Below are 25,847 nucleotides of genomic sequence, written 5' to 3' on the forward strand. Positions count from 1 at the left end.
GCTCAAACGGCGTGCCATCGCAAGGTGTCACGCCGTTTTTGTCTCTACTCCCCATGTGGCGCAGGCTGATCTATCACCCGGAAGTTAACTACGCACTGCGACAAACGCTGGTGTTGTGTCTACCCGTGGCCATAGGCCTGATCCTCGGACATCTTCAGCAAGGCCTGCTGTTTTCCCTCGTGCCCGCCTGCTGCAACATCGCCGGTCTGGACACGCCGCATAAGCGCTTTTTCAAACGCCTGATTATTGGTGGCTGCCTGTTTGCTGGCTGTAGCCTCGCCGTACAGCTGTTACTGGCTCGTGATATCCCGCTGCCGCTGATCCTGACCGTGCTGGCGATGACGCTCGGCGTCACGGCGGAAATCAGTTCGCTGCACGCTCGCCTGCTTCCCGCGTCGCTGATTGCGGCCATCTTCACGCTAAGCCTCGCCGGGAATATGCCGGTGTGGGAGCCGCTGCTGATCTACGCCCTGGGGACATTATGGTACGGGCTGTTCAACTGGTTCTGGTTCTGGCTGTGGCGGGAACAGCCGCTGCGCGAATCCCTGAGCCTGCTCTATGTGCAGCTAGCGGAGTACTGCGAAGCCAAATACACCCTGCTGACCCAGCATACCGATCCGGAAAAAGCCTTACCGCCGCTGCTGACGCGCCAGCAGAAGGTGGTGGATCTGATAAGCCAGTGCTATCAGCAGTTGCATATGCTCGCCGCCAACAAGAACCACGAGTACAAACGGCTGCTGCGCACCTTCCAGGTCGGGCTGGATCTGCAGGAGCATATCTCCGTGAGCCTGCACCATCCGCAGGAGGTGCAAAAGCTGGTCGAGCGCAGCCACGCCGAAGCGGTGATCCGCTGGAACGCGCAGACCGTCTCGGCACGACTACGGGTGCTTGCTGACGACATTCTTTACCACCGCTACCCCACGCGCTTTAACATGGAAAAACAGCTCGGCGCGCTGGAGAAAATCGCCCGTCAGCATCCGGATAACCCGGTCGGCCAGTTTGCCGCCTGGCACTTCAGCCGCATCGCCCGCGTGCTGCGCACCCAGCGCCCGCTCTATCCGCGCGATCTGATGGCGGATAAGCAAAAACGGCTGCCGTTATTGCCCGCGCTCAGGAGCTATCTGTCGCTTAAATCGTCCGCCCTGCGCAACGCCGCACGGATTAGCGTGATGCTCAGTACCGCCAGCCTGATGGGCATGGCGCTGCATCTGCCGAAACCCTACTGGATCTTAATGACCGTGCTGTTTGTCACCCAGAACGGCTACGGCGCCACGCGGGTGCGTATTCTGCATCGGGCGGGCGGCACCATGGCCGGGCTGATCATTGCGGGCGTGACGCTGCACTTCCACGTGCCGGAAGGCTACACCCTGGCAGGGATGCTGGCGATCACGCTGGTGAGTTACCTGATTATCCGCAAAAACTACGGCTGGGCGATGGTGGGCTTCACGGTGACGGCGGTATACACCCTGCAGCTACTCACGCTCAATGGCGAACAGTTTATTGTCGCCAGGCTGATCGATACCCTGATCGGCTGCCTGATTGCCTTCGGCGGTATGGTCTGGCTCTGGCCGCAGTGGCAAAGCGGACTGCTCAGGCAGAACGCCCACGACGCGCTGGAAGCCGATCAGCAGGCCATTCGCCTCATCCTGAGCGACGACCCGCAGCCCTCCCCGCTGGCGTATCAGCGCATGAAGGTCAACCAGGCGCACAACGCCCTGTTTAACTCGCTCAATCAGGCGATGCAGGAGCCGGGCTTTAACTCGCACTATCTGGCCGATATGAAGCTCTGGGTGACGCACAGCCAGTTTATCGTCGAGCACATTAACGCCATGACCACGCTGGCGCGCGAGCACACGATGCTCACGCCGGATCTGGCGCAGCGCTATTTGCAGTCGTGTGAAATTGCGTTGCAGCGGTGTCAGCAGCGTCTGGAGTATGACTCGCCGGGTGAGTCGGGGGATTCCAATATTCTGGAAGCGCCGGAAACGCTGACCCACGGCCCAATGAGCACCCTGGAACAGCATTTACAGCGCGTGCTGGGGCATCTGAACACCATGCACACCATTTCGTCGGTGGCATGGCGTCAGCGTCCGCATCATGGGGTTTGGTTAACGCGCGTGTTGAAACGAACGCCGTACTAATTCTGCTGGACGATCTTCGCAACCGCCGCGGCAAAGCGGGTTAATCCGTCTTCAATATCCTTATCTTCCACCACCAGCGACGGCGCAAAGCGCATGACGTCCGGCCCGGCGTTGAGCACCATCACCCCTTCGCGAGCGGCGGCGTGCAGGAAATCACGCGCGCGGCCCTTGTACTGCGGCTTCAGCTCAGCGCCAATCAGCAGCCCCATCCCACGGATCTCGCTGAACACGTCGAACTGCTCGTCAATCTTTTTCAGGTGTTTCACAAACAGCTCGCGCTTCGCGCTAACGCCGTTCAACACCTCTGGCGTGTTGATGATATCGAACGCAGCACCCGCCACGGCGCTCGCCAGCGGGTTACCGCCGTAGGTTGAGCCGTGAGAACCGACGTGGAACGCGGAGGCGATCTCCTGCGTCGTCAGGACCGCACTTACCGGGAATCCACCGCCGAGCGCTTTCGCGCTGGTCAGAATATCCGGCGTCACGCCGTAGTGCATATAAGCAAACAGGTCCCCGGTACGTCCCATTCCGCACTGCACTTCATCAAAGACCAGCAGCGCCTGATGTTCGTCGCACAGCGCGCGCAGCCCTTTCAGGAATTCCGGGGTTGCCGCGGTCACGCCACCTTCCCCCTGAATAGGTTCCACCACCACCGCGCAGATGTGGTCGTCCATCACCGCTTTTACCGCGTGCAGATCGTTAAACGGCACGTGGACGATGTCGGCCGGTTTCGGGCCAAACCCGTCGGAATACTTCGGCTGGCCGCCAACGGAGACGGTAAAGAAGGAGCGCCCGTGGAAAGCGTTATGGAAGGCGATGATTTTGGTTTTATACGGGCTGTGGCGCGTAGTCGCGTAGTAGCGCGCCAGCTTAAAGGCGGTTTCGTTAGCTTCGGTGCCGGAGTTCATAAACAGCACGCGCTCGGCAAAGGTCGCCTCAATGATCTTGCGGCCCAGGCGCAGCGCCGGTTCGTTGGTAAAGACGTTGCTGGTGTGCCACAGGGTTTCGCCCTGGGTTTTCAGCGCCTCCACCAGCGCGGGATGGCAATGACCCAGCGCCGTGACCGCAATTCCACCCGCGAAATCCACATACTCTTTACCCTGCTGATCCCAGACGCGGCTGCCTTTCCCCTTCACAGGGATAAACTCAGCCGGTGCATAAATCGGCAGGATCACTTCATCAAATGTTGCGCGGGTAATTGCTGGTTGTTCAGTTGCCATGTCATGCCCATCCATTTTATGTCACATTGATTGTGAAAATATAATCACAAAATATGCATAAAAAATCACAGCAAGGCAACAGATATTCAGCGATGGAGGAAATTTGCCAGCAGCGCGTGCCCCTGCTCGCTGAGGATACTTTCCGGATGGAACTGCACGCCTTCGAGATCCCATTCGCGGTGGCGAATCCCCATGATCTCCTGCGTATCGCTCCAGGCGGTCACCTCAAAGCCGTCAGGCAGCGTCGGCGGGTCAATCACCAGCGAGTGGTAGCGCGTCACGGTTAACGGATTATTGAGCCCCGTGAACACCCCGGTGCCCGCGTGCGTAACCGGCGAGGTTTTACCGTGCATCACTTTGGCGGCCCGCACGATGGTAGCACCAAACGCCTGGGCAATCGCCTGATGACCCAGGCAGACGCCCAGGATCGGCAGCCTGCCGGCATAGTGCTGGATAACCTCCAGCGAAATACCCGATTCCGACGGCGTGCAGGGGCCGGGTGAAATCACGATTTTCTGCGGAGCCAGCGTCTCGATATCGGCGAGCTCGATCTCGTCGTTGCGACGAACAACCACCTCTGCACCCAGTTCGCAAAAATACTGGTAAAGGTTCCAGGTGAAGGAATCGTAGTTATCAATCAGCAGAATCATGGCGGCTCCCGAAAAAAATGCCGCCCTATTCTACTCAGATTCCCGCGCTTCGCTCACTACTTTGGCAAAGATAGCGTTTAGCGCGGTTAGATCCCCCGTTGCGCCGCTGCGGTTAGCGGTCACCCACTGCTCAGGATCGATATCGCGCCAGTCCAGCGCGTAACCCGCGTGAAGCGCCAGCTGCTCGAAGAACACCCGTTGGGCAATGCCATTGCCGCGCATAAACGGGTGCAGCATGTTGATTTCGCAGTAATAGTGGCTAACCCGGTCAACAAACGCCGCTTTCTCAAGACCCACAAGATACTTTTCGCTTTCCAGCGCCGCCATCAGTTCATTCCCCATCTTCTCGATGTATTCGAAATGGCAGAAGGGAATATCCCCCTTGAAAATATCGTCGGTGCGGAACTCCCCTGCCCGCTTCATCTCTCTGCGGTAGAGATGGCGGTGAATAAGGCACAGATGGGGTAACCCGGGCGCGGAAGGCCCAAGCTCCAGGGTCTCAATGTCGGGATCCGATGGACCATTACCTTTCTCAAGGAGACAACTGGCCTGAAAGTTGACGCTACGCTGCTGCTCCCAGAGACGGGATTTTTGCTTGTCGGTGAGTTTTTTCACTTAACGCCTCCCTGAATAGTCCGTTTGCCACAAGTATAAGCAGCAAAACGCGCTTTCGCAGGGAGGTCGACATCACGCGGGCAGGAGAAGCCCGCGTTCAGAAGAATTACGGCAGAACTTTTGCGGAGAGGATCACGACAGGTTTTGACGGCACATTCTGGTACGGACCGACGTCGTGAGTAGGCACCTGAGAAATCTTGTCGGCGACGTCCATCCCTTTCACAATTTTACCGAAAACGGCATAGCCGAAGTCGCGCTGACCGTGGTCGAGGAAGGCGTTATCCGCCACGTTGAGGAAGAACTGGCTGGTCGCGCTGTCTTTGTCCGCGGTACGCGCCATAGAGATCGTGCCGCGCTTGTTCAGCAGGCCGTTGTCCGCTTCGTTTTTGATTGGCGGGTTCGGCTGTTTCTGCTGCATCTGCTCGTTGAAGCCGCCGCCCTGAATCATGAAGCCCGGGATCACGCGGTGGAAGGTGGTGTTGTTGTAGAAGCCGCTGTTCACATAGTCGAGGAAGTTTTTCACAGAAACCGGAGCTTTCTGGCTATTCAGTTCCAGCTCAATATTCCCGGCGGAGGTGGTCAGCAGAACGTGAGGGTCCCCTTTTGCTGCCAGCGCAGCAGGGGAAACGGCAGAAAGAGCAAACACAGCTGCGACAGCCGCCAGTGTTGATTTGAGCATGAGAATTCCTTAACAAAGCGCAGTATAAAAAGCGAATGGCTTGATTCTAAAGAGCAGTATGAACGGAGACCAGCCTTTTACCTAATTTTACGAAATTGAAACAGTTGTAACCACGCAAACGATTGGTTTTATCGCCTTTTTATGTGATCGAGATCACATAAAAACCTGCAATGAACTTCTAATTTCTCTTAAAAGATATGAATAGATCACTTTAATGTCTAAAATCTGCCCGCTCTCAGCGCCCGATGGGCGCTTTTCTTTTTCTGAACAGGCCAGACATGACTAACAGCAATCGCATCAAGCTCACATGGATCAGCTTCTTCTCCTACGCCCTGACCGGCGCGTTGGTGATCGTCACCGGGATGGTGATGGGGAATATCGCAGACTACTTCCAGCTGCCCGTTTCCAGCATGAGTAACACCTTCACCTTCCTCAACGCGGGGATCCTGATCTCTATCTTCCTGAATGCCTGGCTGATGGAAATCGTGCCGCTGAAAACCCAGCTTCGCTTCGGCTTTGTGCTGATGGTCGCCGCCGTGGCGGGGCTGATGCTGAGCCACAGCATCGCCCTGTTCTCTGCCGCCATGTTCGTGCTCGGCCTGGTTAGCGGGATCACCATGTCGATCGGTACGTTCCTGATTACCCATATGTATGAAGGCCGCCAGCGCGGCGCGCGCCTGCTGTTTACCGACTCCTTCTTCAGCATGGCCGGCATGATCTTCCCGATGGTCGCGGCCGTTCTGCTGGCCCGCAGCATTGAATGGTACTGGGTCTATGCCTGCATTGGTCTCGTCTACGTGGCGATCTTTATTCTGACCTTCGGCTGCGAGTTCCCGATACTGGGCAAGAAAGCGCAAACCACGGCAGAGCCTGTGGCGAAAGAGAAATGGGGTATCGGCGTGCTGTTCCTCTCCATCGCCGCCTTGTGCTACATCCTGGGCCAGCTGGGCTTTATCTCCTGGGTCCCGGAATACGCCAAAGGTCTGGGCATGAGCCTGAACGATGCGGGTAAACTGGTGAGCGATTTCTGGATGTCTTACATGTTCGGCATGTGGGCGTTTAGCTTCATCCTGCGCTTCTTCGACCTGCAGCGCATTCTGACCGTGCTGGCAGGTCTGGCGACCGTGCTGATGTATCTGTTCATCAACGGTTCCCCGGAACATATGCCGTGGTTCATTCTGACCCTGGGCTTCTTCTCCAGCGCGATCTACACCTCGATCATCACCCTGGGCTCTCTGCAGACCAAAGTGGCCTCGCCGAAGCTGGTTAACTTCGTTCTGACCTGCGGCACCATCGGCACCATGCTGACCTTCGTGGTGACGGGCCCGATCGTTGCCCACAGCGGCCCGCTGGCCGCGCTGCACACCGCGAACGGTCTGTACGCCGTGGTGTTCATCATGTGCTTCATCCTGGGCTTTGTGACCCGCCACCGCCAGCACAACGCGGTAGCGGCATCGCACTAAACCCTGCGCCCCTTTGCATTACGCAGAGGGGCTGTTTCTGGCGAAACTGACCTCTTCTCCTCCGGTATCCATCTGGATCCAGGTCTGCGCCAGCTGCGTGGTGGCGATAATCCGCCCCTGACGAATCGACCAGCGCACCGGCACCTGACAGCGCACCGCTTCAAACCCGCTCTCCGCAGGCAAAATAATCAGATTTGCCGGGTTTCCCGTTTCAATACCGTAATCGCTCAGGCCGAAGGTACGGGCGCTGTTATGGGTGATCAGGTTCAGGCCGCTGTCGATTTGCGGATAGCCCATCATCTGGCAGACGTGTAGCCCCATATGCAGCACCTGCAGCATATTGCCGGTGCCGAGCGGGTACCACGGGTCGAAGACGTCGTCGTGACCAAAGCAGACGTTAATGCCCGCCTCCTGCAGTTCTTTCACGCGGGTGATACCGCGACGCTTCGGATAGTCATCAAAGCGCCCCTGCAGGTGGATGTTGACCAGCGGGTTAGCAACGAAGTTAATCCCCGACATCTTCAGCAGACGGAAGAGCCGCGAAGTGTAAGCGCCGTTGTAGGAGTGCATGGCGGTGGTGTGGCTGGCCGTCACGCGCGGGCCGATGCCAGCCTCATACGCCAGCGTGGCCACCGTCTCGACAAACCGCGACTGTTCGTCGTCGATTTCATCGCAGTGGATATCCAGCGGACGGTCATACTTCTTCGCCAGTTCAAAAGCGATGTGCAGCGACTGGACGCCATATTCCCGGGTAAATTCGAAGTGCGGGATCGCCCCGACCACGTCGGCCCCCAGTTTTAACGCCTCTTCCAACAGCGCCGCGCCGTTCGGGTAAGAGAGAATACCTTCCTGCGGAAACGCGACGATTTGCAGCGTTACCCACGGCGCCACCTCCTGCTTCACCTCCAGCATCGCCTTCAGGGCGGTGAGCGTCGGGTCAGAGACATCCACATGGGTACGAACAAACTGGATGCCGTTAGCGATTTGCCACTTCAGCGTTTTCCAGGCGCGTGCTTTCACATCCTCATGGCTGAGCAGCGCCTTGCGCTCCGCCCAGCGTTCAATGCCTTCGAACAGCGTGCCGGACTGGTTCCAGTTCGGCTCCCCCGCCGTCTGGGTGGTATCAAGATGAATATGCGGCTCGATGAACGGTGGGAGAGCGAGACCACCGCGCGCGTTCAGTACCTCATAACTTTCGGCGTGGGTATCGTCCATGGGGGTGATGTCACCAAATCGCCCGTTCTCGATGGCAAGTTGCCACAGCCCATCCCGACCCGGTAAACGCACATTCTGAACAAGCCATAACGGTGATGTAGACATACCTTTCCCCTCATAAACGCAGCTGATATTCAGGCGTATCGATTTTTGCAAAACCGCCCCTGAGTTGTACACAAATTCAACGAACACGAAAAGCCTGCGATTTCCGCCACTTATAAAAATCCTGACAAATCAGTCATATACCACCTAAGGAGTAGGCGAAGACGTATTTGATTTGCATCAATAAGCGCCCCTGCTGAATCGTTAAGGTAGGCAATAATAGAAAAGAAATCGAGGCAATAATGAGCAAAGTCAGACTCGCTATCATCGGTAACGGTATGGTCGGCCACCGCTTTATTGAGGATCTTCTCGATAAGGCCGATGCTGAGCAGTTCGATATTACCGTGTTCTGTGAAGAACCCCGCAAGGCATACGATCGTGTGCACTTGTCTTCCTACTTCTCCCATCATACCGCCGAAGAGCTCTCTCTGGTGCGCGAAGGTTTCTACGAGAAGCATGGCGTAAAAGTGCTGGTGGGCGAACGCGCTATCACCATCAACCGTCAGGAAAAAGTGATCCACTCCAGTGCTGGCCGTACGGTTTTTTACGACAAGCTGATCATGGCGACAGGCTCGTACCCGTGGATCCCGCCGATTAAAGGCTCGGAAACGCAGGATTGCTTCGTTTACCGTACCATTGAAGATCTCAACGCCATTGAATCCTGTGCGCGTCGAAGCAAACGCGGCGCGGTGGTGGGCGGCGGCCTGCTGGGCCTGGAGGCCGCAGGCGCGCTGAAAAACCTCGGCGTGGAAACCCACGTCATCGAATTTGCCCCGATGCTGATGGCCGAACAGCTCGACCACATGGGTGGTGACCAGCTGCGTCGTAAAATCGAAAGCATGGGCGTGAAGGTTCACACCAGCAAGAACACCAAAGAGATCGTTCAGGAAGGGACTGAAGCGCGCAAAACCATGCGCTTTGCCGACGGCAGCGAGCTGGAGGTGGACTTCATCGTCTTCTCCACCGGTATTCGTCCACGCGACAAGCTGGCGACCCAGTGCGGTCTGGCCGTCGCGCAGCGCGGCGGGATCATGATTAACGACACCTGCCAGACCTCCGATCCGGATATCTACGCCATCGGCGAATGCGCCAGCTGGAACAACCGCGTATACGGCCTGGTGGCGCCGGGCTACAAAATGGCGCAGGTCGCCGTGGATCATATCCTCGGCAGCGAAAACGCCTTCACCGGCGCAGACATGAGCGCCAAGCTGAAGCTGCTGGGCGTGGATGTAGGCGGTATTGGCGATGCGCACGGCCGCACCCCGAATTCCCGCAGCTACGTCTATCTGGACGAAAGCAAAGAGGTCTACAAACGACTCATCGTCAGCCAGGACAACAAAACCCTGCTCGGCGCGGTGCTGGTGGGCGACACCAGCGACTTCGGTAACCTGCTCCAGCTGGTGCTCAACGCCATCGAGCTGCCGGAAAACCCGGACGCGCTGATCCTCCCGGCGCACGCCTCCAGCGGCAAGCCGTCCATCGGCGTGGATAAACTGCCGGACAGCGCGCAGATTTGCTCCTGCTTCGACGTGACCAAAGGCATGCTGATCTCCGCGATCAACAAAGGGTGTCACACCGTTGCGGCGCTGAAAGCGGAAACCAAAGCCGGTACCGGCTGCGGCGGCTGTATTCCGCTGGTCACTCAGGTGCTGAACGCCGAACTGGCGAAACAGGGCATCGAAGTGAACAACAACCTGTGCGAGCACTTCGCGTATTCTCGCCAGGAGCTGTACCACCTGATCCGCGTGGAAGGCATTAAGTCCTTCGACGAACTGCTGGCGAAGCACGGCCAGGGCTACGGCTGTGAAGTGTGTAAACCGACCGTCGGCTCCCTGCTGGCCTCCTGCTGGAACGAGTACGTGCTCAAGCCCGAGCATACGCCGCTGCAGGATACCAACGACAACTTCCTGGCCAACATCCAGAAAGACGGCACCTACTCCGTGATTCCACGCTCGGCGGGTGGTGAAATTACTCCGGAAGGGCTGGTCGCGGTGGGCCGTATCGCACGTGAATTTAACCTCTACACCAAAATTACCGGCTCCCAGCGTATCGGCCTGTTTGGCGCGCAGAAGGACGACCTGCCGGAAATCTGGCGTCAGCTGATTGAAGCGGGCTTCGAAACCGGCCACGCGTACGCTAAAGCGCTGCGCATGGCGAAAACCTGCGTGGGCAGCACCTGGTGTCGCTACGGCGTCGGCGACAGCGTGGGCTTCGGCGTTGAGCTGGAAAACCGCTACAAAGGCATCCGTACCCCGCACAAAATGAAGTTCGGCGTCTCCGGCTGCACCCGCGAATGTGCGGAAGCGCAGGGTAAAGACGTGGGTATTATTGCCACCGAGAAAGGCTGGAACCTGTATGTGTGCGGCAACGGCGGGATGAAACCGCGCCATGCGGACCTGCTGGCGGCGGATCTCGATCATGACACGCTGATTCAGTATCTCGATCGCTTCATGATGTTCTACATCCGTACCGCCGATAAGCTGACCCGTACCGCCTCCTGGCTCGATAACCTCGAGGGCGGCATCGACTACCTGAAATCGGTCGTTATCGACGACAAGCTGGGCCTGAACGAACATCTGGAAGCGGAAATGGCACGCCTGCGCGAGGCGGTGATCTGCGAGTGGACGGAAACCGTCAACACCCCGGCGGCGCAGACGCGCTTCAAACACTTTATCAACAGCACCCAGCGCGACCCGAACGTACAGGTTGTGCCGGAGCGCGAACAGCATCGTCCGGCGACGCCGTATGAACGTATTCCGGTCACGCTGGTGGAGGAAAACGCATGAGCCAGTGGGTAAACATCTGCAATATTAACGACATTCTCCCCGCCACCGGCGTCTGTGCGCTGCTGGGCAACGAGCAGGTGGCGATTTTCCGCCCTCGCCACGATGAACAGGTTTTTGCCATCAGCAATATTGACCCGTTCTTTGAGGCCAGCGTGCTCTCCCGCGGCCTGATTGCCGAGCACCAGGGTGAACTGTGGGTCGCCAGCCCGTTGAAAAAGCAGCGTTTCCGCTTAACCGACGGACTCTGCATGGAAGATGAAAGCTTCTCGGTCAAACACTACGACGTCCGCGTGAAGGACGGCGAGGTGCAGCTGAAAGCGTAACCCCTCGCCTTTTCAACAGGAAAGGCTTATGACCCCTTATGGGTAACGGCAGGAAAAACCGTATGTTCTGTACGATTCCTGCTGTTATCCTGACGTCAATTCTTCCCCCGCCATGAATGCTGTGAGGTAACGTCGTGGATCACCTGCCGATTTTTTGTCAATTACGCAACCGCGACTGCCTGCTCGTGGGCGGCGGCGACGTGGCCGAGCGCAAAGCGCGCCTGCTGTTAGAGGCTGGCGCCCGCCTGACCGTGAATGCCCTTTCCTTCGCCCCCCAGTTTGAGGTTTGGGCCCAGGAAGGGATGCTCACGCTGGAGCAGGGCGCGTTTAATGAATCCCTGCTGGATACCTGCTGGCTGACTATTGCCGCGACGGATGACGATGAAGTGAACCAGCGCGTGAGCGACGCCTGCGAAGCGCGCCGTATCTTCTGCAACGTGGTGGATGCGCCGAAAGAGGCCAGCTTTATCATGCCGTCGATTATCGACCGCTCGCCGCTGATGATTGCGGTCTCGTCCGGGGACGTTCGCCGGTTCTCGCGCGTCTGCTGCGGGAAAAACTGGAAGCCCTGTTGCCCCAGCATCTTGGCCAGATTGCGCATTATGCCGGGCAGCTGCGTTCACGCGTGAAGCAAACCTTCGCGACCGTGGGCGAGCGCCGTCGCTTCTGGGAAAAATTCTTTGTGAACGACAGGCTGGCGCAGTCGCTCGCGAATCAGGACACCAAAGCCGTTGAAGAAACGACCGAACAGCTGCTGAGCGAACCGCTGGACCATCGCGGCGAAGTGGTGCTGGTGGGCGCAGGCCCCGGTGATGCGGGTTTGCTGACGCTGAAAGGGCTACAGCAGATCCAGCAGGCCGATATTGTGGTGTACGACCGTCTGGTGTCCGATGACATTATGAATCTGGTCCGTCGCGACGCCGACCGCGTCTTCGTGGGCAAACGGGCGGGCTACCACTGCGTGCCGCAGGAGGAGATCAACCAGATCCTGTTACGCGAGGCGCAGAAAGGTAAGCGCGTGGTGCGCCTTAAGGGCGGCGATCCGTTTATCTTTGGGCGCGGCGGCGAGGAGCTGGAAACCCTGTGCGACGCGGGCATTCCGTTCTCTGTCGTGCCCGGCATTACGGCGGCATCCGGCTGTTCAGCGTACTCTGGCATTCCGCTGACCCATCGCGATTACGCCCAGAGCGTACGTCTGGTGACGGGCCACCTGAAGACCGGCAGCGAGCTGGACTGGCATAACCTGGCCGCTGAAAAGCAGACGCTGGTGTTCTACATGGGGCTCAATCAGGCCGCCACGATTCAGGCGAAGCTGCTGGAGCACGGTATGAATGCGGATATGCCCGTCGCGCTAGTCGAAAACGGCACCGCCATTACGCAGCGCGTGGTGGATGGCGTGCTGACGCAGTTAGGCGAGCTGGCGCAGCAGGTTGAAAGCCCGGCGCTGATTGTGGTGGGCCGCGTGGTTGAACTGCGCGACAGGCTAAACTGGTTCTCGAATCACTAACGCATATTCTCCCTTCCTGGAGTAGTCCTTAAGCGGACTACTCCCCTCTTACGCCTACCGATAACATACCGCCCGCATAGTGGAACTTTTCCATTTATTCCCTCGTATTACATCCATTTTTTAGACAAGGAATGCATATGTTCAAACTGGCAAAAGCCGCCGTTCTGGTTGGCCTGTTATCGACGCTGACGGCCTGCACCGGTCACGTACAGAACACCAAAAATAATTGCAGCTACGATTATCTGCTGCACCCGGCGATCTCCATTTCGAAAATCATCGGTGGTTGCGGCCCGGCAGCACAGCAGTAAGCGTTTTACAGGCGTAAAAAAAACCGGGGTGTCCCGGTTTTTTTGTTGGCGTAGAGCGGTTTTTTGTCGGGTGGCGGCTTTGCCTTACCCGACCTACACGATCCTGTAGGCCGGGTAAGCGTTAGCGCCACCCGGCAAGCAGACTCAAGGCTTCGCAACAAACCCAATCGCGTTGTACACCGCTTTCAGGGTTTCGGACGCGCGCGCGCTGGCTTTTTCCGCGCCCTCTTTCATCACTTTCTGCAGGAAAGCTTCGTCGTTACGGTAGCGGTGATAACGCTCCTGCAGCTCGGTCAGCATGCCGGAAACGGCATCTGCCACTTCGCCTTTCAGGTGGCCGTACATCTTGCCTTCGAAGTGTTTTTCCAGCTCTGGGATGCTCTGGCCGGTGACGCCGGAGAGGATATCCAGCAGGTTGGAGACGCCCGCTTTGTTCTGCACATCGTAGCGCACTACAGGCGGCTCGTCGGAATCGGTCACCGCGCGCTTGAGTTTTTTCACCACCGATTTCGGATCTTCCAGCAGGCCGATAACGTTGTTGCGGTTATCGTCAGACTTGGACATCTTCTTGGTCGGCTCCAGCAGCGACATCACGCGCGCGCCGGACTTCGGAATGAAAGGCTCAGGCACTTTAAACACATCGCCGTAAATCGCATTAAAGCGCTGGGCGATATCGCGGCTCAGCTCCAGGTGCTGCTTCTGGTCTTCACCCACCGGGACCTGGTTAGTCTGGTACAGCAGAATGTCTGCCGCCATCAGCACCGGATAGTCAAACAGACCGGCGTTGATGTTTTCTGAGTAGCGCGCGGATTTATCCTTGAACTGGGTCATGCGGCTCAGCTCGCCGAAATAGGTGTAGCAGTTCAGCGCCCAGCCCAGCTGCGCGTGCTCCGGCACGTGAGACTGAACGAAGATGGTGCTCTTCTCTGGATCAATACCGCAGGCCAGGTACAGCGCCAGGGTGTCCAGCGTGGCTTTGCGCAGCTTCTCAGGATCCTGACGCGCGGTGATCGCATGGAGATCGACGATGCAGTAAATGCAATGGTAGTCATCCTGCATGCTGACCCACTGACGTAACGCACCCATGTAGTTACCAATGGTCAATTCACCTGAAGGCTGTGCGCCACTAAAAACGATGGGCTTAGTCATTATTCAATTCCTGATGTTCACTGTGCGAAAGCCCGAGTGCGGGCAACAAATCTTTGAAGTGGTCGAAAACGACGTCCGGCTCACTCAGCGTGATGGCTTCACCGTAGTTGTAGCCATAGGTTAACCCCACGGAAGGACACCCGGCCGCGCGGGCAGCCAGAATATCATTGCGTGAATCGCCGACAAAGAGCAGCTCCGCAGGCGTTAAGGATAATTTTCCTGCCACCAGCAGCAGCGGTTCCGGATGAGGCTTTTTGTTTTGCACATCATCGCCGCCCACAATGACGGAGAAATACTTCGCGATATCGAGCGCGTCGAGCAGCGGTGCGACAAACGGCGTGGGTTTGTTGGTCACCAGACCCAGCGGGATGCCCTTCGCGTGCAGCGCACTCAGCGTTTCCTGAACGTCCGGGAACAGGAAGCTGCCCTCCTCGACGGTCTCTTCATAGAAACGATCGAACAGTTTGCGCAGAATACGCAGCTGCTCTTCCTGCGGGATGTCCGCGTGATCGACGCTCGGTTTACCCTGGGCGGAACGCTGTGACGCACGCTCCTGACGCGCCCACGTCAACGCGCGCTCCATCAGAACATCGGCGCCGTTGCCAATCCACGTAACGACACGCTCTTCACCCGCAACGGGGAGTTCAAGTGCATACAGCGCCTGGTCAACGGCGCTCGTTAAGCCCGGCGCGCTGTCAACCAGCGTGCCGTCGAGGTCGAATGCCACACCCCGAATAGCCTGTAATTTATCCATGACTTACCTTCGCCAGCTCGCGGCGCATTTCATCGATGACTTTTTTGTAATCCGGTTGGTCAAAAATGGCTGAACCGGCAACGAACATATCCGCGCCTGCCGCCGCAATTTCACCAATGTTATTCACTTTCACGCCGCCGTCCACTTCCAGGCGAATATCGTAGCCTGACTCGTCAATACGACGGCGGACTTCACGCAGCTTATCCAGCGTGTGAGGGATGAATGACTGGCCGCCAAAGCCCGGGTTAACGGACATCAGCAGGATCACGTCCAGCTTGTCCATGACATAGTCGAGATAGCTCAGCGGCGTGGCCGGGTTAAACACCAGACCCGCTTTACAGCCGTTCTCTTTGATCAGCTGCAGCGTGCGATCCACATGTTCAGAGGCTTCCGGATGGAAGGTGATGATGCTGGCACCCGCCGCGGCGAAGTCAGGCACGATGCGGTCAACCGGTTTCACCATCAGGTGAACGTCGATCGGGGCGGTAATGCCATAGTTACGCAGCGCCTTGAGCACCATCGGACCGATGGTCAGGTTTGGAACGTAGTGGTTATCCATCACGTCGAAATGGACGACATCCGCGCCAGCCGCCAGTGCGTTGGCAGTGTCTTCACCCAGGCGGGCAAAATCGGCCGACAGAATTGAGGGAGCAATCAAAAACTGTTTCATCCGCTTCTCCTTGAAATGTGTTTACCGGCGGGCAAAACGGCTCAGGGGCGATAAAGAGCCAGGAGTTCGTCCACCTTTTTACGTGTGCCGCCGTTGCTGCTAATGCTACGCCGCACCTTAACCTGAAAATGCTTCGCGGCTTTGTACCATTCGCGCGTATCAGGCGTGTCGTGATTCGAAATTAACACCGGAATTCTTTTGCTGACCAGCTTTTCCGCCATCTCCGCCAGGCGCGCCTGCTCGGCAGGGCTGAAGCTGTTAGTGTGATAGGCGGTGAAGTTCGCCGTCGCAGACAGCGGCGCGTATGGCGGGTCGCAGTAAACCACTGAATTTACGCCAGCCAGCTCCATACACTCTTCATAGGAGAGGCAATGGAACTCCGCGTTCTGTGCTTTTTCGGCAAAGTGATACAGCTCGTCCTGTGGGAAATACGGGCGCTTATAGCGGCCAAAAGGCACGTTAAATTCCCCACGAAGATTATACCGGCACAGGCCATTGTAACCATGCCGGTTGAGATAGAGGAACAGCAGGGCTCTGCGGAACGGATCCTGGCTTTGGTTAAACTCCGCGCGGAACTGGTAGTAAACGTCCGGGTTATTGTTCTCGGGCGTAAACAGTTTGCGCGCCTCGGCGACATACTCATCGGTACGCAGCTTAACGATGTTATAGAGGCTGATAAGGTCGCTGTTGATATCCGCCAGGATATAACGAGAAAAATCGGTGTTGAGGAACACCGATCCCGCACCCACGAAAGGTTCGATAAGGCACTCGCCTTTAGGCAGGTGCTTTTTAATATCATCGAGCAGGGGGTATTTCCCCCCTGCCCATTTCAGAAAAGCGCGATTTTTTTTCATGCTGACTAACTGATTACACCTTCTCCGGCTGTGGAGAAAGCTCCGACAGCATCCTGCGCTTTAAACATTACTTCAGATCGGCCTGAACCTGATGAATCGGCTTCGCCCATGGGTTCTTCGCCTGAACGTCAGCTGGCAGCGCCGCTACGGCACGTTTTGCTTCATCTTTGGACGAATAAACACCGCTCACCAGCACATACCACGGCTGACCGTTACGGGTCGTCTGATAAACAACGTAGTTTTTCAGATTTGATTTCTTCGCCCAACTGTTGAGGTTGTCATAGTTAGACGAACTGCTCAGCTGCAGCGTGTAGTTGCTGGATGGCGCAGATTTCAGCGATCCAACGTTGCCAGCCGTTTTACCTGCCGCGCTGCTGGAGGCTGTTGCCGTCGCTGCTGGCGCCGCTGTGGCAGCCGGTGCTGTGGTTGTCGCCGTGGCTTTCGGCGCAGTCTGCGTGACGGGCGCTTTAGCAGGCTCGCTCACCGCAGCCGTTTCAGTGTGTTTCGGCTGCGCCGGAACAGCTTTCACTTCAGGCGCCTTCACCACTACCTGAGGTTTGGTTTCACGCTTAGGCTCAATCACCGCCTGCTTACGTTCAGGACGTGTCGCAGTCTGCGTCTGGCGCGGCTTGGTTTCCGTCGCAGCCGTTTGCGGCTGAGCGTTACCACCGCGAACCGGGGCAACGGTTGCAGGTTCAGTTGGCAGCGTAGAGTTAACCACGACGTTATCAACCTGCTGCTGGTTCTGCGGCTGCGTCAGCGCATTGTTCAGGTCTCCCTGAACTTCCACACGCTGCTGACCTTCAGGCGCAGCAGGTGCCTGACCCTGAGCAGGGGTTGAAGAAACAGGCGGCAGAGAAACATCCTGCGGCGCTGTGGTGTTCCCTGCGGTCTGCTCAGCAGAAGTGGCACCCGGCGCTGGCTGTGCACCATTCGCCTGGTCGGACGCATCGTTACCGGAAAGGTTGATGCTCTTCTCAGCGGAAGCCGTTTGCTCGGTTGTGTTCGTTGACGGTGCTTTAAGCGCGGAGCCAATGCCGACAATCAGCAGCACAAGCACCAGAACGCCAAGGCCCATCATAATATACTGGCGGGAAGCCGGTTTTGGCGCAGCGGCTTTTTTACGTTTACGCGGGCGACGCTCTACAGGCGGTTCGTCCATTGAATCTTCTTCGGACTCATAATCCTCTTCTGCTCGCTCTTCGTGCGCGTTGCGGCTGCGCGAAGGACGACGATCGTCTGCATCCAGATCAACATCGTCAAAGTTGATCTGCGGCTCGTTATCACGTTCTGAAGATTGACGAGAACGACCAGTACGACGATCGCTGGGATCGGGTTTCAGCTCGTCTTCTGGTTTGAATTCATCCATTTAACACCCCACTCAAAGGCTTATGCCAACGACTTTGCATTTCACCTGAAGCTAAACGACCACCTGCGACAGTGGCCTGACCTTTCTAGTTGTTACGCCTGCTGACAGTCAGCGATAGCGCCAAGAACGACATCGTGCGGCACTCCGCCGCGTACTTCACTCTTCCCTATTGCAAGCGGGAGTACAAGACGCATCTCACCTGCCAATACTTTTTTATCGCGCATCATGTGGGGTAAATACGCTTGCGCCGACATCTCCTGCGGCCCGGTCACCGGCAAACCAGCACGCTCAAGCAGCGCAATGATACGTGCCGTCTCTTCCGGTTTAAACTGTCCGAGACGTTCAGAGGTGCGGGCAGCCATCACCATGCCGGCCGCGACGGCTTCACCGTGCAGCCAGTTGCCGTAGCCCATTTCGGCTTCAATCGCGTGACCAAACGTATGCCCAAGATTCAGTAAAGCACGTAAGCCCGTTTCACGCTCGTCTGCGGCAACAACTTCTGCTTTCAGCTCACAGCAACGACGAATGCAGTATGCCAGTTTAGCCTCATCGAGGCCCAGCAACGCATCCATATTCTCTTCAAGCCAGCTAAAGAACTCACCGTCCAGAATAATGCCGTATTTGATCACTTCCGCCAGACCCGAAGCCAGTTCGCGCTTCGGCAGCGTTTTCAGACAGTCGAGATCCACCACCACCGACGCGGGCTGGTAGAACGCGCCAATCATGTTTTTACCGAGCGGATGGTTCACTGCCGTTTTGCCACCGACAGAGGAGTCGACCTGGGACAGCAACGTGGTTGGAATTTGAATAAAACGGACGCCACGCTGATAGCTTGCGGCCGCAAAGCCGGTCAGATCGCCCACAACACCGCCGCCCAGGGCAAGCAGTGTTGTATCGCGACCATGCGGTTTTTGCAGCAATGCGGTAAAGACGGTATCCAGTACCGTCAGGCTTTTATACTGCTCGCCATCGGGGAGAATCACACTGTCGACTTTTACGCCCGCCTGCTCAAGCAGGTGGCGCACACGGTCGAGATAAAGCGGAGCCAGCGTCTCATTGGTGACCAGCATCGCCTGATCACCCGCTTTCAGTGGTAAAAAGGAAGCTGGGTCGTTAAACAAACCAGCCGCGATGGTGATAGGGTAACTACGTTCCCCGAGAGTAACTGTAATCCTCTCCATGACGCGACATCCACCTTTAATGCTTTTACCCGCAGGCGAGTGTATATAAAGCCAGAATCAGTTGCTTTCCAGCATATGAATAATCTGGTTTGCAACCACTTTAGCGCTCTGGTCGTCAGTACGAATGGTCACATCAGCAATCTCTTCATACAGCGGATTGCGTTCATCGGCCAACGCTTCCAGAACTTCGCGTGGTGGCGTTTCAACCTGCAGCAGCGGGCGCTTTTTATCGCGCTGCGTACGTGCCAGCTGTTTCTCAATGGTCGTCTCAAGATAGACCACTACGCCACGGGCGGAGAGACGGTTGCGGGTTTCGCGAGATTTCACAGAGCCGCCGCCTGTTGCCAGAACGATGCCCTGTTTTTCCGTGAGTTCGTTGATCACTTTTTCTTCTCGGTCACGGAAACCTTCTTCGCCTTCTACGTCGAAAACCCAGCCCACATCAGCTCCGGTTCGTTTCTCAATCTCTTGATCAGAATCGTAAAATTCCATATTGAGTTGTTGAGCTAACTGACGCCCAATAGTGCTTTTGCCGGCACCCATAGGCCCAACCAGAAAGATATTGCGTTTCTCTGCCATTTTATCGGTACTACTAAGACTATTCGTTAATGGTAATCCCCGCTTCGCAGACACCCGGCGTAGCAGGACATGAACTGAAACCTCATATGCAATAGAGCGAGAGTCAGACTAAAAATTATCTCAATACTCCGGCTTGTTTGGCAACTGATTAAATCACCGCGCCGGGCGCATAAGGTAATAAGACGTAAGTCCAACTCAAATCGGTACTCCTTGTATGCTAATTCATGCCCCACGTCAAACATCTGCAACAAACTGAATGCAAAATCATTGCGGGGATCGTTACCCGTCAGCGAATACCGACCAGACGTGGTGTAATAAACACCACTAATTCACGCCGTTCGTTGTCTTTCCCGTCATGACGAAAAAGCGACCCAATCCAGGGGATGCTTCCCAGACCGGGTACGCTGTCACTGCCGGTTTTGTTCTTCTGGGAAAAAATTCCGCCCAACGCCAGCGTTTCTCCACTTTTTACCTCCACCTGGGTTTCTATCTCCTGCTTGTCGATAGCCAGCGTTTCGCCATCGGCCTGCTGCAGAACCTGTCCCGGCATATTTTCGCTGATGTGTAGTTTCAGGCGCACGCGTCCCCCCGGTAAGACCACCGGTGTGACCTCCATTCCGAGTACCGCCTCTTTAAACTCAACGGAGGTGGCGCCGCTTTCCCCGCTTGAGACCTGATACGGAATTTCGCTGCCCTGCTTGATACTGGCCGGTTGCCCGTGCGAGGCCAGCAGCCGCGGGCTGGCGATGATATCGACCTGCTGTTTTTGCTCCAGCGCTGAGAGCTCCAGATCCAGCAGCCGACCATTGATCCTCCCGATATTAAAACCCACGTGGCTGGTAGCGCTGGCGACGGAAAGATCGCTGCCCAGCGTCGTCAGTCGTCCAACCTTGCCCGCGTCGGTCGCGTCGGCGAGATTCCACTTCACCCCAAGCTCACGCAGGCTTTTTTCGTTAATGGTCACAATATGCGCCGCCAGCTCGACCTGATCGATGGGAATATCCATCTGGGCGGCCCAGCGCTGCAGCGTTTCCACCACCGTCTGGTTATCGCGGATCAGCAGACGGTTGGTACGCGTGTCGACAGACAAACTCCCCTTTGGGCTCAGGAGTTTTTCCGCGGCTTTTTGCAGCTCCCCGGCATCGGCATAGGAAAAGGGAATGCCCTGAGTGACCAGCGGGGCATCAAGCTGTCGACGCGCCTGTTCCTGCTCTGAACGCTCCCGCTGCTCACGCTGCCAGGCCGCGGTATGCACATAAAAAATGCCGCCTTCCTCGCGCAAGACGAGTCCGGCACTGGTGACAACCGTCCGTAACGCCTGCCGCCAGGGGACGCGCGTCAGGTTTAGCGAAAGCGTGCCGCTGACATCAGGCGATACCACCAGATTACGGTTCTCCTGTGCGACCAGGGCCTGTAACACCTGAACCACAGGAACGTCATCCACCACCAGCGTGACCGGTTTTGGCTCGGCGGCCCACAGGGGATGGCTGAACGCCAGCAGCCACAGCATTATCCGTAAATTCATTTTTGTCCGTTCCTTCTCGTTGCCACGTCCATTTTCCCGGGTCACAGGTGTCACCCACATCAACTGCCAGCTCCGCTGCATTGATGGCTGTTATCCTCCAGCCTGACGGGAAGCGCTCATGCGTTTTCAGCCGGTACCAGCGCTTTTGCCCATCCTGTAAAATGCCGATAGTCTCCTGCCCTTCCACCATGCCGCGAAAGTGCCACTGCGCCAGCTCGCCAATGGCGCAAGGATCGTCCGGGGGACGGAACGGATCGCGCATACCGGTTAATAGCAACACTGAGCAAACCAGCAAAAATCGCGCGCTATTCCGCATGTTCCAGCTCCAGCCGCAGGCGTAACGCCGAACCTTGTGGCGAAATCGTGAAAGCCGCGATCTGCACATCCTGCTGTGCCAGCCGGGAAAAAAGTTCCGGAATGGCCTGCCACTCCGCATCCAGCGCCAGCTCCACTCCATTTTGCAGCGGCTTCCAGTGAACCAGCGTCGTCTCATCGCCCTGAAAATCGAGGGGGGAGAACGGCGTCAGCGCCCGTGCTTTTACAGCGTCCGGACGAAACGGCACCTTTCTGACGGCAGGCCATAACGCCGTGTTCGTGCTCACATCTTCAATCAGCTGGCGTTGTTGTTCAGCACACTGCTTGTCTACCGGTCTGAGCAACGCCCCCCACACGACCAGTCCTGCCAGGAGACTCCCCAGGCACCAGCAGAGTACCCGATGCCGGGGACGGCTTTCGCACCAGCGTTCTACCAGGGTATTCACGCGTTACTCCTCGCTTTTGAGATGAAGCGTAAACAGCCAGTGCCCCCGGCTATCCTGTCGAAGCTCGCCCGCCGTCCCGGACGTAAAGCCCGCGAGTTGTCCCAGCCCATCGCGCAGGGCTGAGAGGGCCGGCAGGGTGAGGGCATAACCGGTCAATATCAGCGCAGGCGGCTGATAGCGCAGCTCTGTCAGCCAGACCTGTGAAGGAATGGCGCTGGAAAGGGATTCCAGCACCGGTTGCCATGCGCGTCGTTGCAGGGTCTGCACGGGCATTTGCGCCTGTGCGGTCAGTCTTTGTCGGGCGACAAGCGCGTGCTGCACGGACTGCATTCCCATCAGATCCGTTTGCAGCGCCCGCAGCCTCACGAGATGGTTCATCCGCAAACAGAAAAAGACCACGAACAGCAACAGCACTGTGCCGACACACATTGCGCCCCAGAAACGCAGGCATCGCGTGCGCCGCTGCTGTCGCCAGGGCAAAAAGTTCAGGATGCTCATTCGGGCACCTCGCTCATGGCCAACGCCAGCGCAACGGTATAGTCAGCGCCGCATTCCGGCAGCGGAGCCTGGCAGCGCGCCAGGATTTCCCACGGATCACGTTGGCGATCAAACAGCGCGATGTCATTTGGCTCCAGAGCCAGCAGCGCCGCCAGCGCGGCCACGTTTTCTGCTTCGGTAGTTAAGCGGCGTCCCCACTGGTGGCGCATCGCCCAGAGCCACTGCCGATCGTCCCGCCAGGCGACGCACTGCGCCGGTGCCAGCGCAGGAAGAAGATTCGTCAGCGCGCTGGCATCCGGGGTAATGGTCACCAGCCGCAAACGCAGCGTTTTCGCCAGCGCCAGAAGGGTGTCGACCTCGTTGTTTTGTGCGGCCGTCACCTGAAAGGTATTGCTGAAAGTATCCTGCGCGTAATCGAAACAGAGGGTATCGGCAGACATCTCCAGTTCGCGGGCGAGCGCGGCGCCAAGCCATGAAAGCTGCTCGCTGTCGCGCAGCGCAACGGTTGGACGGGGAAGTGAGCGCTGCAGGGTGCGTGCTGCCGGAAAAGAGAGGAACACCCGATGGGCGTGCGGCAGCGTTTTTCGCCAGTCGCGTAACGCATCAACCAGCTGTTCTGGCTGACAAATTTTGCCGTCACGAATGATGTCTTTGGCCAGTGGGATTGCCCACCAGCGCCGCAGGCGCCAGCCGGTCTTCTCCCGGGCCAGCGCCACGATCAGCACCCTATCCTGTTGAATATGAACGCCCGTTTGCCATGTTTTGAAGGCCATGCTTCACGATCTCCTTATCGCCCGTCGCCCTGACGGCTATATCAATGAATCAGGCTTGCCTTTATACTACCGCGCGATTGTTTAGAAACTGCCCAAGTGAAACCAAATGGGAAATCTCCGGTGAAGTTCGTAAAGTATTTATTCATCCTTGCAGTCTGTTGCATTCTGCTGGGAGCAGGCTCGATTTACGGTTTGTACAAATATATTGAGCCACAGCTACCTGATGTCGCCACGCTTCGCGATGTGCGTCTCCAGATCCCGATGCAGGTCTATAGCGCCGATGGCGAGCTCATGGCGCAGTATGGCGAGAAGCGTCGTATTCCGTTGACCTTAAACCAAATCCCTCCGGTGATGGTGAAAGCCTTTATCGCCACGGAGGACAGCCGTTTTTACGAGCACCACGGTGTCGATCCGGTGGGGATTTTCCGTGCCGCGAGCATTGCGCTGTTCTCAGGTCACGCCTCTCAGGGGGCGAGCACCATTACGCAGCAGCTGGCGCGTAACTTCTTCCTCAGCCCTGAAAAGACGCTGACCCGTAAGATCAAAGAGGTGTTCCTTGCGATCCGTATTGAGCAGCTGCTGAGCAAAGACGAGATCCTTGAGCTGTACCTCAATAAAATCTACCTGGGCTACCGTGCCTATGGCGTGGGGGCGGCCGCGCAGGTGTACTTCGGTAAGCCTGTTGAGCAGCTCACCCTAAGCGAAATGGCCACCATCGCCGGTTTGCCAAAAGCGCCGTCCACGTTTAACCCGCTCTACTCGCTCGACCGCGCCACTGCCCGTCGTAACGTCGTTCTGTCGCGTATGCTGAGCGAAGGCTATATCAGCCAGAGCGAGTATGACCAGGCGCGCAATGACGTCATTGACGCTAACTACCACGCCCCGGAGATCGCCTTCTCAGCGCCTTACCTGACCGAAATGGTTCGCCAGGAGATGGTGAATCGCTATGGCGACAAGGCCTATGAAGATGGCTATCGCGTGTACACCACCGTCACCCGTAAAGTGCAGCAGGCGGCGCAGGAAGCGGTACGCAACAACGTGATGGACTACGATATGCGTCACGGCTATCGCGGCCCGTCAAACGTGCTCTGGAAGGTGGGCGAAAGCGCGTGGGACAGCAAAAAAATCACCAGTACGCTGAGAGCGCTGCCTACCTACGGTCCGCTCCTTCCTGCGGTGGTGACGCAGGCCGATCCTCAGGAAGCCGTTGCAACGCTCGCGGACGGTACGTCCGTCTCCCTGCGCATGGACGGTATCCGTTGGGCGCGTCCGTACCGCTCGGATACCCTGCAGGGCGCCACGCCGCGTAAAGTGACCGATGCGGTACAGACCGGGCAGCAAATCTGGGTGCGCAAGGTCGGCGAATCCTGGTGGCTGGCGCAGGTGCCGGACGTCAACTCGGCCCTGGTTTCTATCAATCCGCAGAACGGCGCTGTACTGGCCCTGGTCGGCGGGTTCGATTTCAACCAGAGCAAATTTAACCGCGCCACCCAGGCGCTGCGTCAGGTCGGTTCCAATATCAAACCGTTCCTCTACACGGCCGCGATGGATAAGGGGCTGACCCTCGCCAGCATCCTCAACGACGTGCCAATCTCCCGCTGGGATGCGGGTGCGGGTTCCGACTGGCAGCCGAAGAACTCCCCTGCGGAGTATGCCGGCCCGATTCGCCTTCGTCAGGGTCTGGGACAGTCGAAAAACGTGGTGATGGTGCGTGCCATGCGCGCGATGGGCGTCGACTATGCCGCAGAGTATCTGCAGCGCTTCGGTTTCCCGGCGCAGAACATCGTTCGCACCGAGTCGCTGGCGTTAGGCTCAGCCTCCTTTACGCCGCTTCAGGTCGCGCGCGGATACTCGGTGATGGCCAACGGCGGCTTCCTGATTGACCCGTACTTCATCAGCAAGATCGAGAACGATCAGGGCGGCGTGCTGTTCGAGGCGAAGCCGAAAATTGCCTGTCCTGACTGCGATATTCCGGTCATTTATGGCAATACGCCGAAATCCGAGGTGCTTGAGAATAAGGACATGGAAGACCCTGCCGTGTCGCAGGAGCAGCAGAACGGCGTGGTGCCGCAGCCGCAGCTCGAGCAGGCGAACCAGGCGCTGGTCGCGCAGACCGGCGCGCAGGAGTACGCCCCGCATGTGATCAACACGCCGCTGTCGTTCCTGATCAAGAGCGCGCTGAACACCAATATCTTCGGTGAGCCAGGCTGGCAGGGTACCGGCTGGCGCGCAGGGCGCGATCTGCAGCGCCATGATATCGGCGGTAAAACGGGGACAACCAACAGCTCGAAAGACGCGTGGTTCTCCGGTTACGGTCCCGGCGTAGTGACCTCGGTCTGGATCGGCTTCGACGATCACCGCCGCGATTTAGGACGTACCACGGCATCCGGCGCGATTAAAGATCAGATTTCCGGCTACGAAGGCGGCGCGAAGAGCGCGCAACCGGCCTGGGACGCCTACATGAAGTCCGTTCTTGAAGGCGTGCCGGAGCAGCCGCTGACGCCACCGCCGGGCGTGGTGACGGTCAATATCGACCGCAGCACGGGCCAGCTCGCCAACGGTGGTAACAGTCGCGAAGAGTATTTCATTGAGGGCACGCAGCCAACCACACAGGCGGTGCATGAGGTGGGTACAGAGATCATCGATAACGGCGAAACGCACGAGCTGTTCTAAAAATAAAAATGCCCGGTAAAAACCGGGCAAAGCATCGTAGGCCGGGTAAGGC

The 25,847-nt window shown here is 57.5% G+C and carries 23 protein-coding genes and 1 pseudogene; 7 read left to right on the top strand and 17 right to left on the bottom strand.

The genetic code is table 11. The features are described 5' to 3' along the window. Positions 1-53: 53 nt before the first annotated feature. Entirely contained in the window at positions 54-2,141 is a 2,088-nt protein-coding gene (locus ACMGGU_RS19630; protein ID WP_045909322.1) for a YccS/YhfK family putative transporter, read from the top strand. Here the strand turns inward: ACMGGU_RS19630 and argD are convergent. The 4 genes from argD to ppiA all read right to left on the bottom strand — a co-directional run bounded on the left by argD (position 2,138) and on the right by ppiA (position 5,305). Next, positions 2,138-3,361: a bifunctional acetylornithine/succinyldiaminopimelate transaminase gene (argD, locus tag ACMGGU_RS19635; protein ID WP_420300855.1), complete on the bottom strand. Its 1,224-nt coding sequence runs from the start codon at positions 3,359-3,361 to the stop codon at positions 2,138-2,140. The two genes, ACMGGU_RS19630 and argD, sit on opposite strands and share 4 nt — an antisense overlap. Before the next feature lie 86 nt (positions 3,362-3,447). Then, positions 3,448-4,011: an aminodeoxychorismate synthase component 2 gene (pabA, locus tag ACMGGU_RS19640; RefSeq protein WP_045909324.1), complete on the bottom strand. Its 564-nt coding sequence runs from the start codon at positions 4,009-4,011 to the stop codon at positions 3,448-3,450. 30 nt (positions 4,012-4,041) lie between these two features. Beyond that, positions 4,042-4,626 (bottom strand): putative adenosine monophosphate-protein transferase Fic, encoded by a 585-nt coding sequence (locus ACMGGU_RS19645; RefSeq protein WP_063622735.1) that lies wholly within the window; start codon positions 4,624-4,626, stop codon positions 4,042-4,044. A 106-nt stretch (positions 4,627-4,732) separates the two neighbouring features. Further along, entirely contained in the window at positions 4,733-5,305 is a 573-nt protein-coding gene (ppiA, locus tag ACMGGU_RS19650; protein WP_014885514.1) for a peptidylprolyl isomerase A, read from the bottom strand. Between the two features lie 278 nt (positions 5,306-5,583). Between ppiA and tsgA the strand changes: the two genes are divergently transcribed. Beyond that, on the top strand, positions 5,584-6,768 hold the full coding sequence (gene tsgA, locus ACMGGU_RS19655; RefSeq protein WP_196365609.1) for an MFS transporter TsgA: 1,185 nt from the start codon (positions 5,584-5,586) through the stop codon (positions 6,766-6,768). Between the two features lie 18 nt (positions 6,769-6,786). On the opposite strand, the gene ACMGGU_RS19660 is transcribed toward tsgA, so the two are convergent. Beyond that, positions 6,787-8,088: a cytosine deaminase gene (locus ACMGGU_RS19660; RefSeq protein ID WP_157189811.1), complete on the bottom strand. Its 1,302-nt coding sequence runs from the start codon at positions 8,086-8,088 to the stop codon at positions 6,787-6,789. A 239-nt stretch (positions 8,089-8,327) separates the two neighbouring features. Between ACMGGU_RS19660 and nirB the strand changes: the two genes are divergently transcribed. The 4 genes and pseudogenes from nirB to ACMGGU_RS19680 all read left to right on the top strand — a co-directional run bounded on the left by nirB (position 8,328) and on the right by ACMGGU_RS19680 (position 13,009). Further along, complete coding sequence (gene nirB / locus ACMGGU_RS19665; RefSeq protein WP_262802588.1) at positions 8,328-10,871, top strand: nitrite reductase large subunit NirB; 2,544 nt, start codon at positions 8,328-8,330, stop codon at positions 10,869-10,871. Then, positions 10,868-11,194, top strand: a complete 327-nt coding sequence (gene nirD, locus ACMGGU_RS19670) for a nitrite reductase small subunit NirD (protein WP_008503027.1) — start codon at positions 10,868-10,870, stop codon at positions 11,192-11,194. Before nirB ends, nirD begins: the two co-directional genes overlap by 4 nt. Positions 11,195-11,328: 134 nt before the next feature. Further along, positions 11,329-12,701, top strand: a pseudogene (gene cysG / locus ACMGGU_RS19675) (siroheme synthase CysG). Between the two features lie 137 nt (positions 12,702-12,838). Then, complete coding sequence (locus ACMGGU_RS19680; RefSeq protein WP_008503029.1) at positions 12,839-13,009, top strand: YhfL family protein; 171 nt, start codon at positions 12,839-12,841, stop codon at positions 13,007-13,009. A gap of 144 nt (positions 13,010-13,153) precedes the next feature. On the opposite strand, the gene trpS is transcribed toward ACMGGU_RS19680, so the two are convergent. The 12 genes from trpS to pilM form a co-directional block, all read right to left on the bottom strand. Then, positions 13,154-14,158, bottom strand: coding sequence for a tryptophan--tRNA ligase (trpS, locus tag ACMGGU_RS19685; protein ID WP_045909329.1), 1,005 nt, complete (start codon positions 14,156-14,158; stop codon positions 13,154-13,156). Next, complete coding sequence (gene gph / locus ACMGGU_RS19690) at positions 14,151-14,912, bottom strand: phosphoglycolate phosphatase (RefSeq protein WP_167214943.1); 762 nt, start codon at positions 14,910-14,912, stop codon at positions 14,151-14,153. Before gph ends, trpS begins: the two co-directional genes overlap by 8 nt. Next, entirely contained in the window at positions 14,905-15,582 is a 678-nt protein-coding gene (rpe, locus tag ACMGGU_RS19695) for a ribulose-phosphate 3-epimerase (protein ID WP_008503032.1), read from the bottom strand. The genes gph and rpe overlap by 8 nt, the downstream gene beginning before the upstream one ends. A 41-nt stretch (positions 15,583-15,623) precedes the next feature. Then, positions 15,624-16,436 (bottom strand): adenine-specific DNA-methyltransferase, encoded by an 813-nt coding sequence (gene dam / locus ACMGGU_RS19700; RefSeq protein WP_045909331.1) that lies wholly within the window; start codon positions 16,434-16,436, stop codon positions 15,624-15,626. Between the two features lie 67 nt (positions 16,437-16,503). Further along, a complete protein-coding gene (damX, locus tag ACMGGU_RS19705) occupies positions 16,504-17,805 on the bottom strand; it encodes a cell division protein DamX (RefSeq protein ID WP_262802591.1) in 1,302 nt (433 codons plus the stop codon). Positions 17,806-17,897: 92 nt separating this feature from the next. Then, complete coding sequence (gene aroB / locus ACMGGU_RS19710) at positions 17,898-18,986, bottom strand: 3-dehydroquinate synthase (RefSeq protein WP_024907920.1); 1,089 nt, start codon at positions 18,984-18,986, stop codon at positions 17,898-17,900. 57 nt (positions 18,987-19,043) lie between these two features. After that, positions 19,044-19,565, bottom strand: a complete 522-nt coding sequence (aroK, locus tag ACMGGU_RS19715) for a shikimate kinase AroK (protein WP_003861630.1) — start codon at positions 19,563-19,565, stop codon at positions 19,044-19,046. A 286-nt stretch (positions 19,566-19,851) separates the two neighbouring features. Then, the gene (gene hofQ / locus ACMGGU_RS19720) at positions 19,852-21,090 is read right to left on the bottom strand and encodes a DNA uptake porin HofQ (RefSeq protein WP_406915932.1); all 1,239 of its coding nucleotides are present in this window, start codon (positions 21,088-21,090) and stop codon (positions 19,852-19,854) included. Further along, positions 21,002-21,406: a HofP DNA utilization family protein gene (locus ACMGGU_RS19725; RefSeq protein ID WP_048226373.1), complete on the bottom strand. Its 405-nt coding sequence runs from the start codon at positions 21,404-21,406 to the stop codon at positions 21,002-21,004. Before ACMGGU_RS19725 ends, hofQ begins: the two co-directional genes overlap by 89 nt. Further along, positions 21,396-21,851, bottom strand: a complete 456-nt coding sequence (locus tag ACMGGU_RS19730) for a HofO (RefSeq protein WP_420300856.1) — start codon at positions 21,849-21,851, stop codon at positions 21,396-21,398. The genes ACMGGU_RS19725 and ACMGGU_RS19730 overlap by 11 nt, the downstream gene beginning before the upstream one ends. Before the next feature lie 3 nt (positions 21,852-21,854). Then, a complete protein-coding gene (locus tag ACMGGU_RS19735; RefSeq protein ID WP_420300857.1) occupies positions 21,855-22,349 on the bottom strand; it encodes a PilN domain-containing protein in 495 nt (164 codons plus the stop codon). Next, positions 22,346-23,122, bottom strand: coding sequence for a pilus assembly protein PilM (gene pilM, locus ACMGGU_RS19740; RefSeq protein WP_248223023.1), 777 nt, complete (start codon positions 23,120-23,122; stop codon positions 22,346-22,348). The genes ACMGGU_RS19735 and pilM overlap by 4 nt, the downstream gene beginning before the upstream one ends. 120 nt (positions 23,123-23,242) lie before the next feature. Between pilM and mrcA the strand changes: the two genes are divergently transcribed. After that, positions 23,243-25,795 (top strand): peptidoglycan glycosyltransferase/peptidoglycan DD-transpeptidase MrcA, encoded by a 2,553-nt coding sequence (gene mrcA / locus ACMGGU_RS19745; protein ID WP_045909338.1) that lies wholly within the window; start codon positions 23,243-23,245, stop codon positions 25,793-25,795. Positions 25,796-25,847 lie beyond the last annotated feature (52 nt).

This window comes from Enterobacter sp. BNK-8, assembly GCF_048685095.1.
GTDB classification, from domain to species: domain Bacteria; phylum Pseudomonadota; class Gammaproteobacteria; order Enterobacterales; family Enterobacteriaceae; genus Enterobacter; species Enterobacter quasiroggenkampii.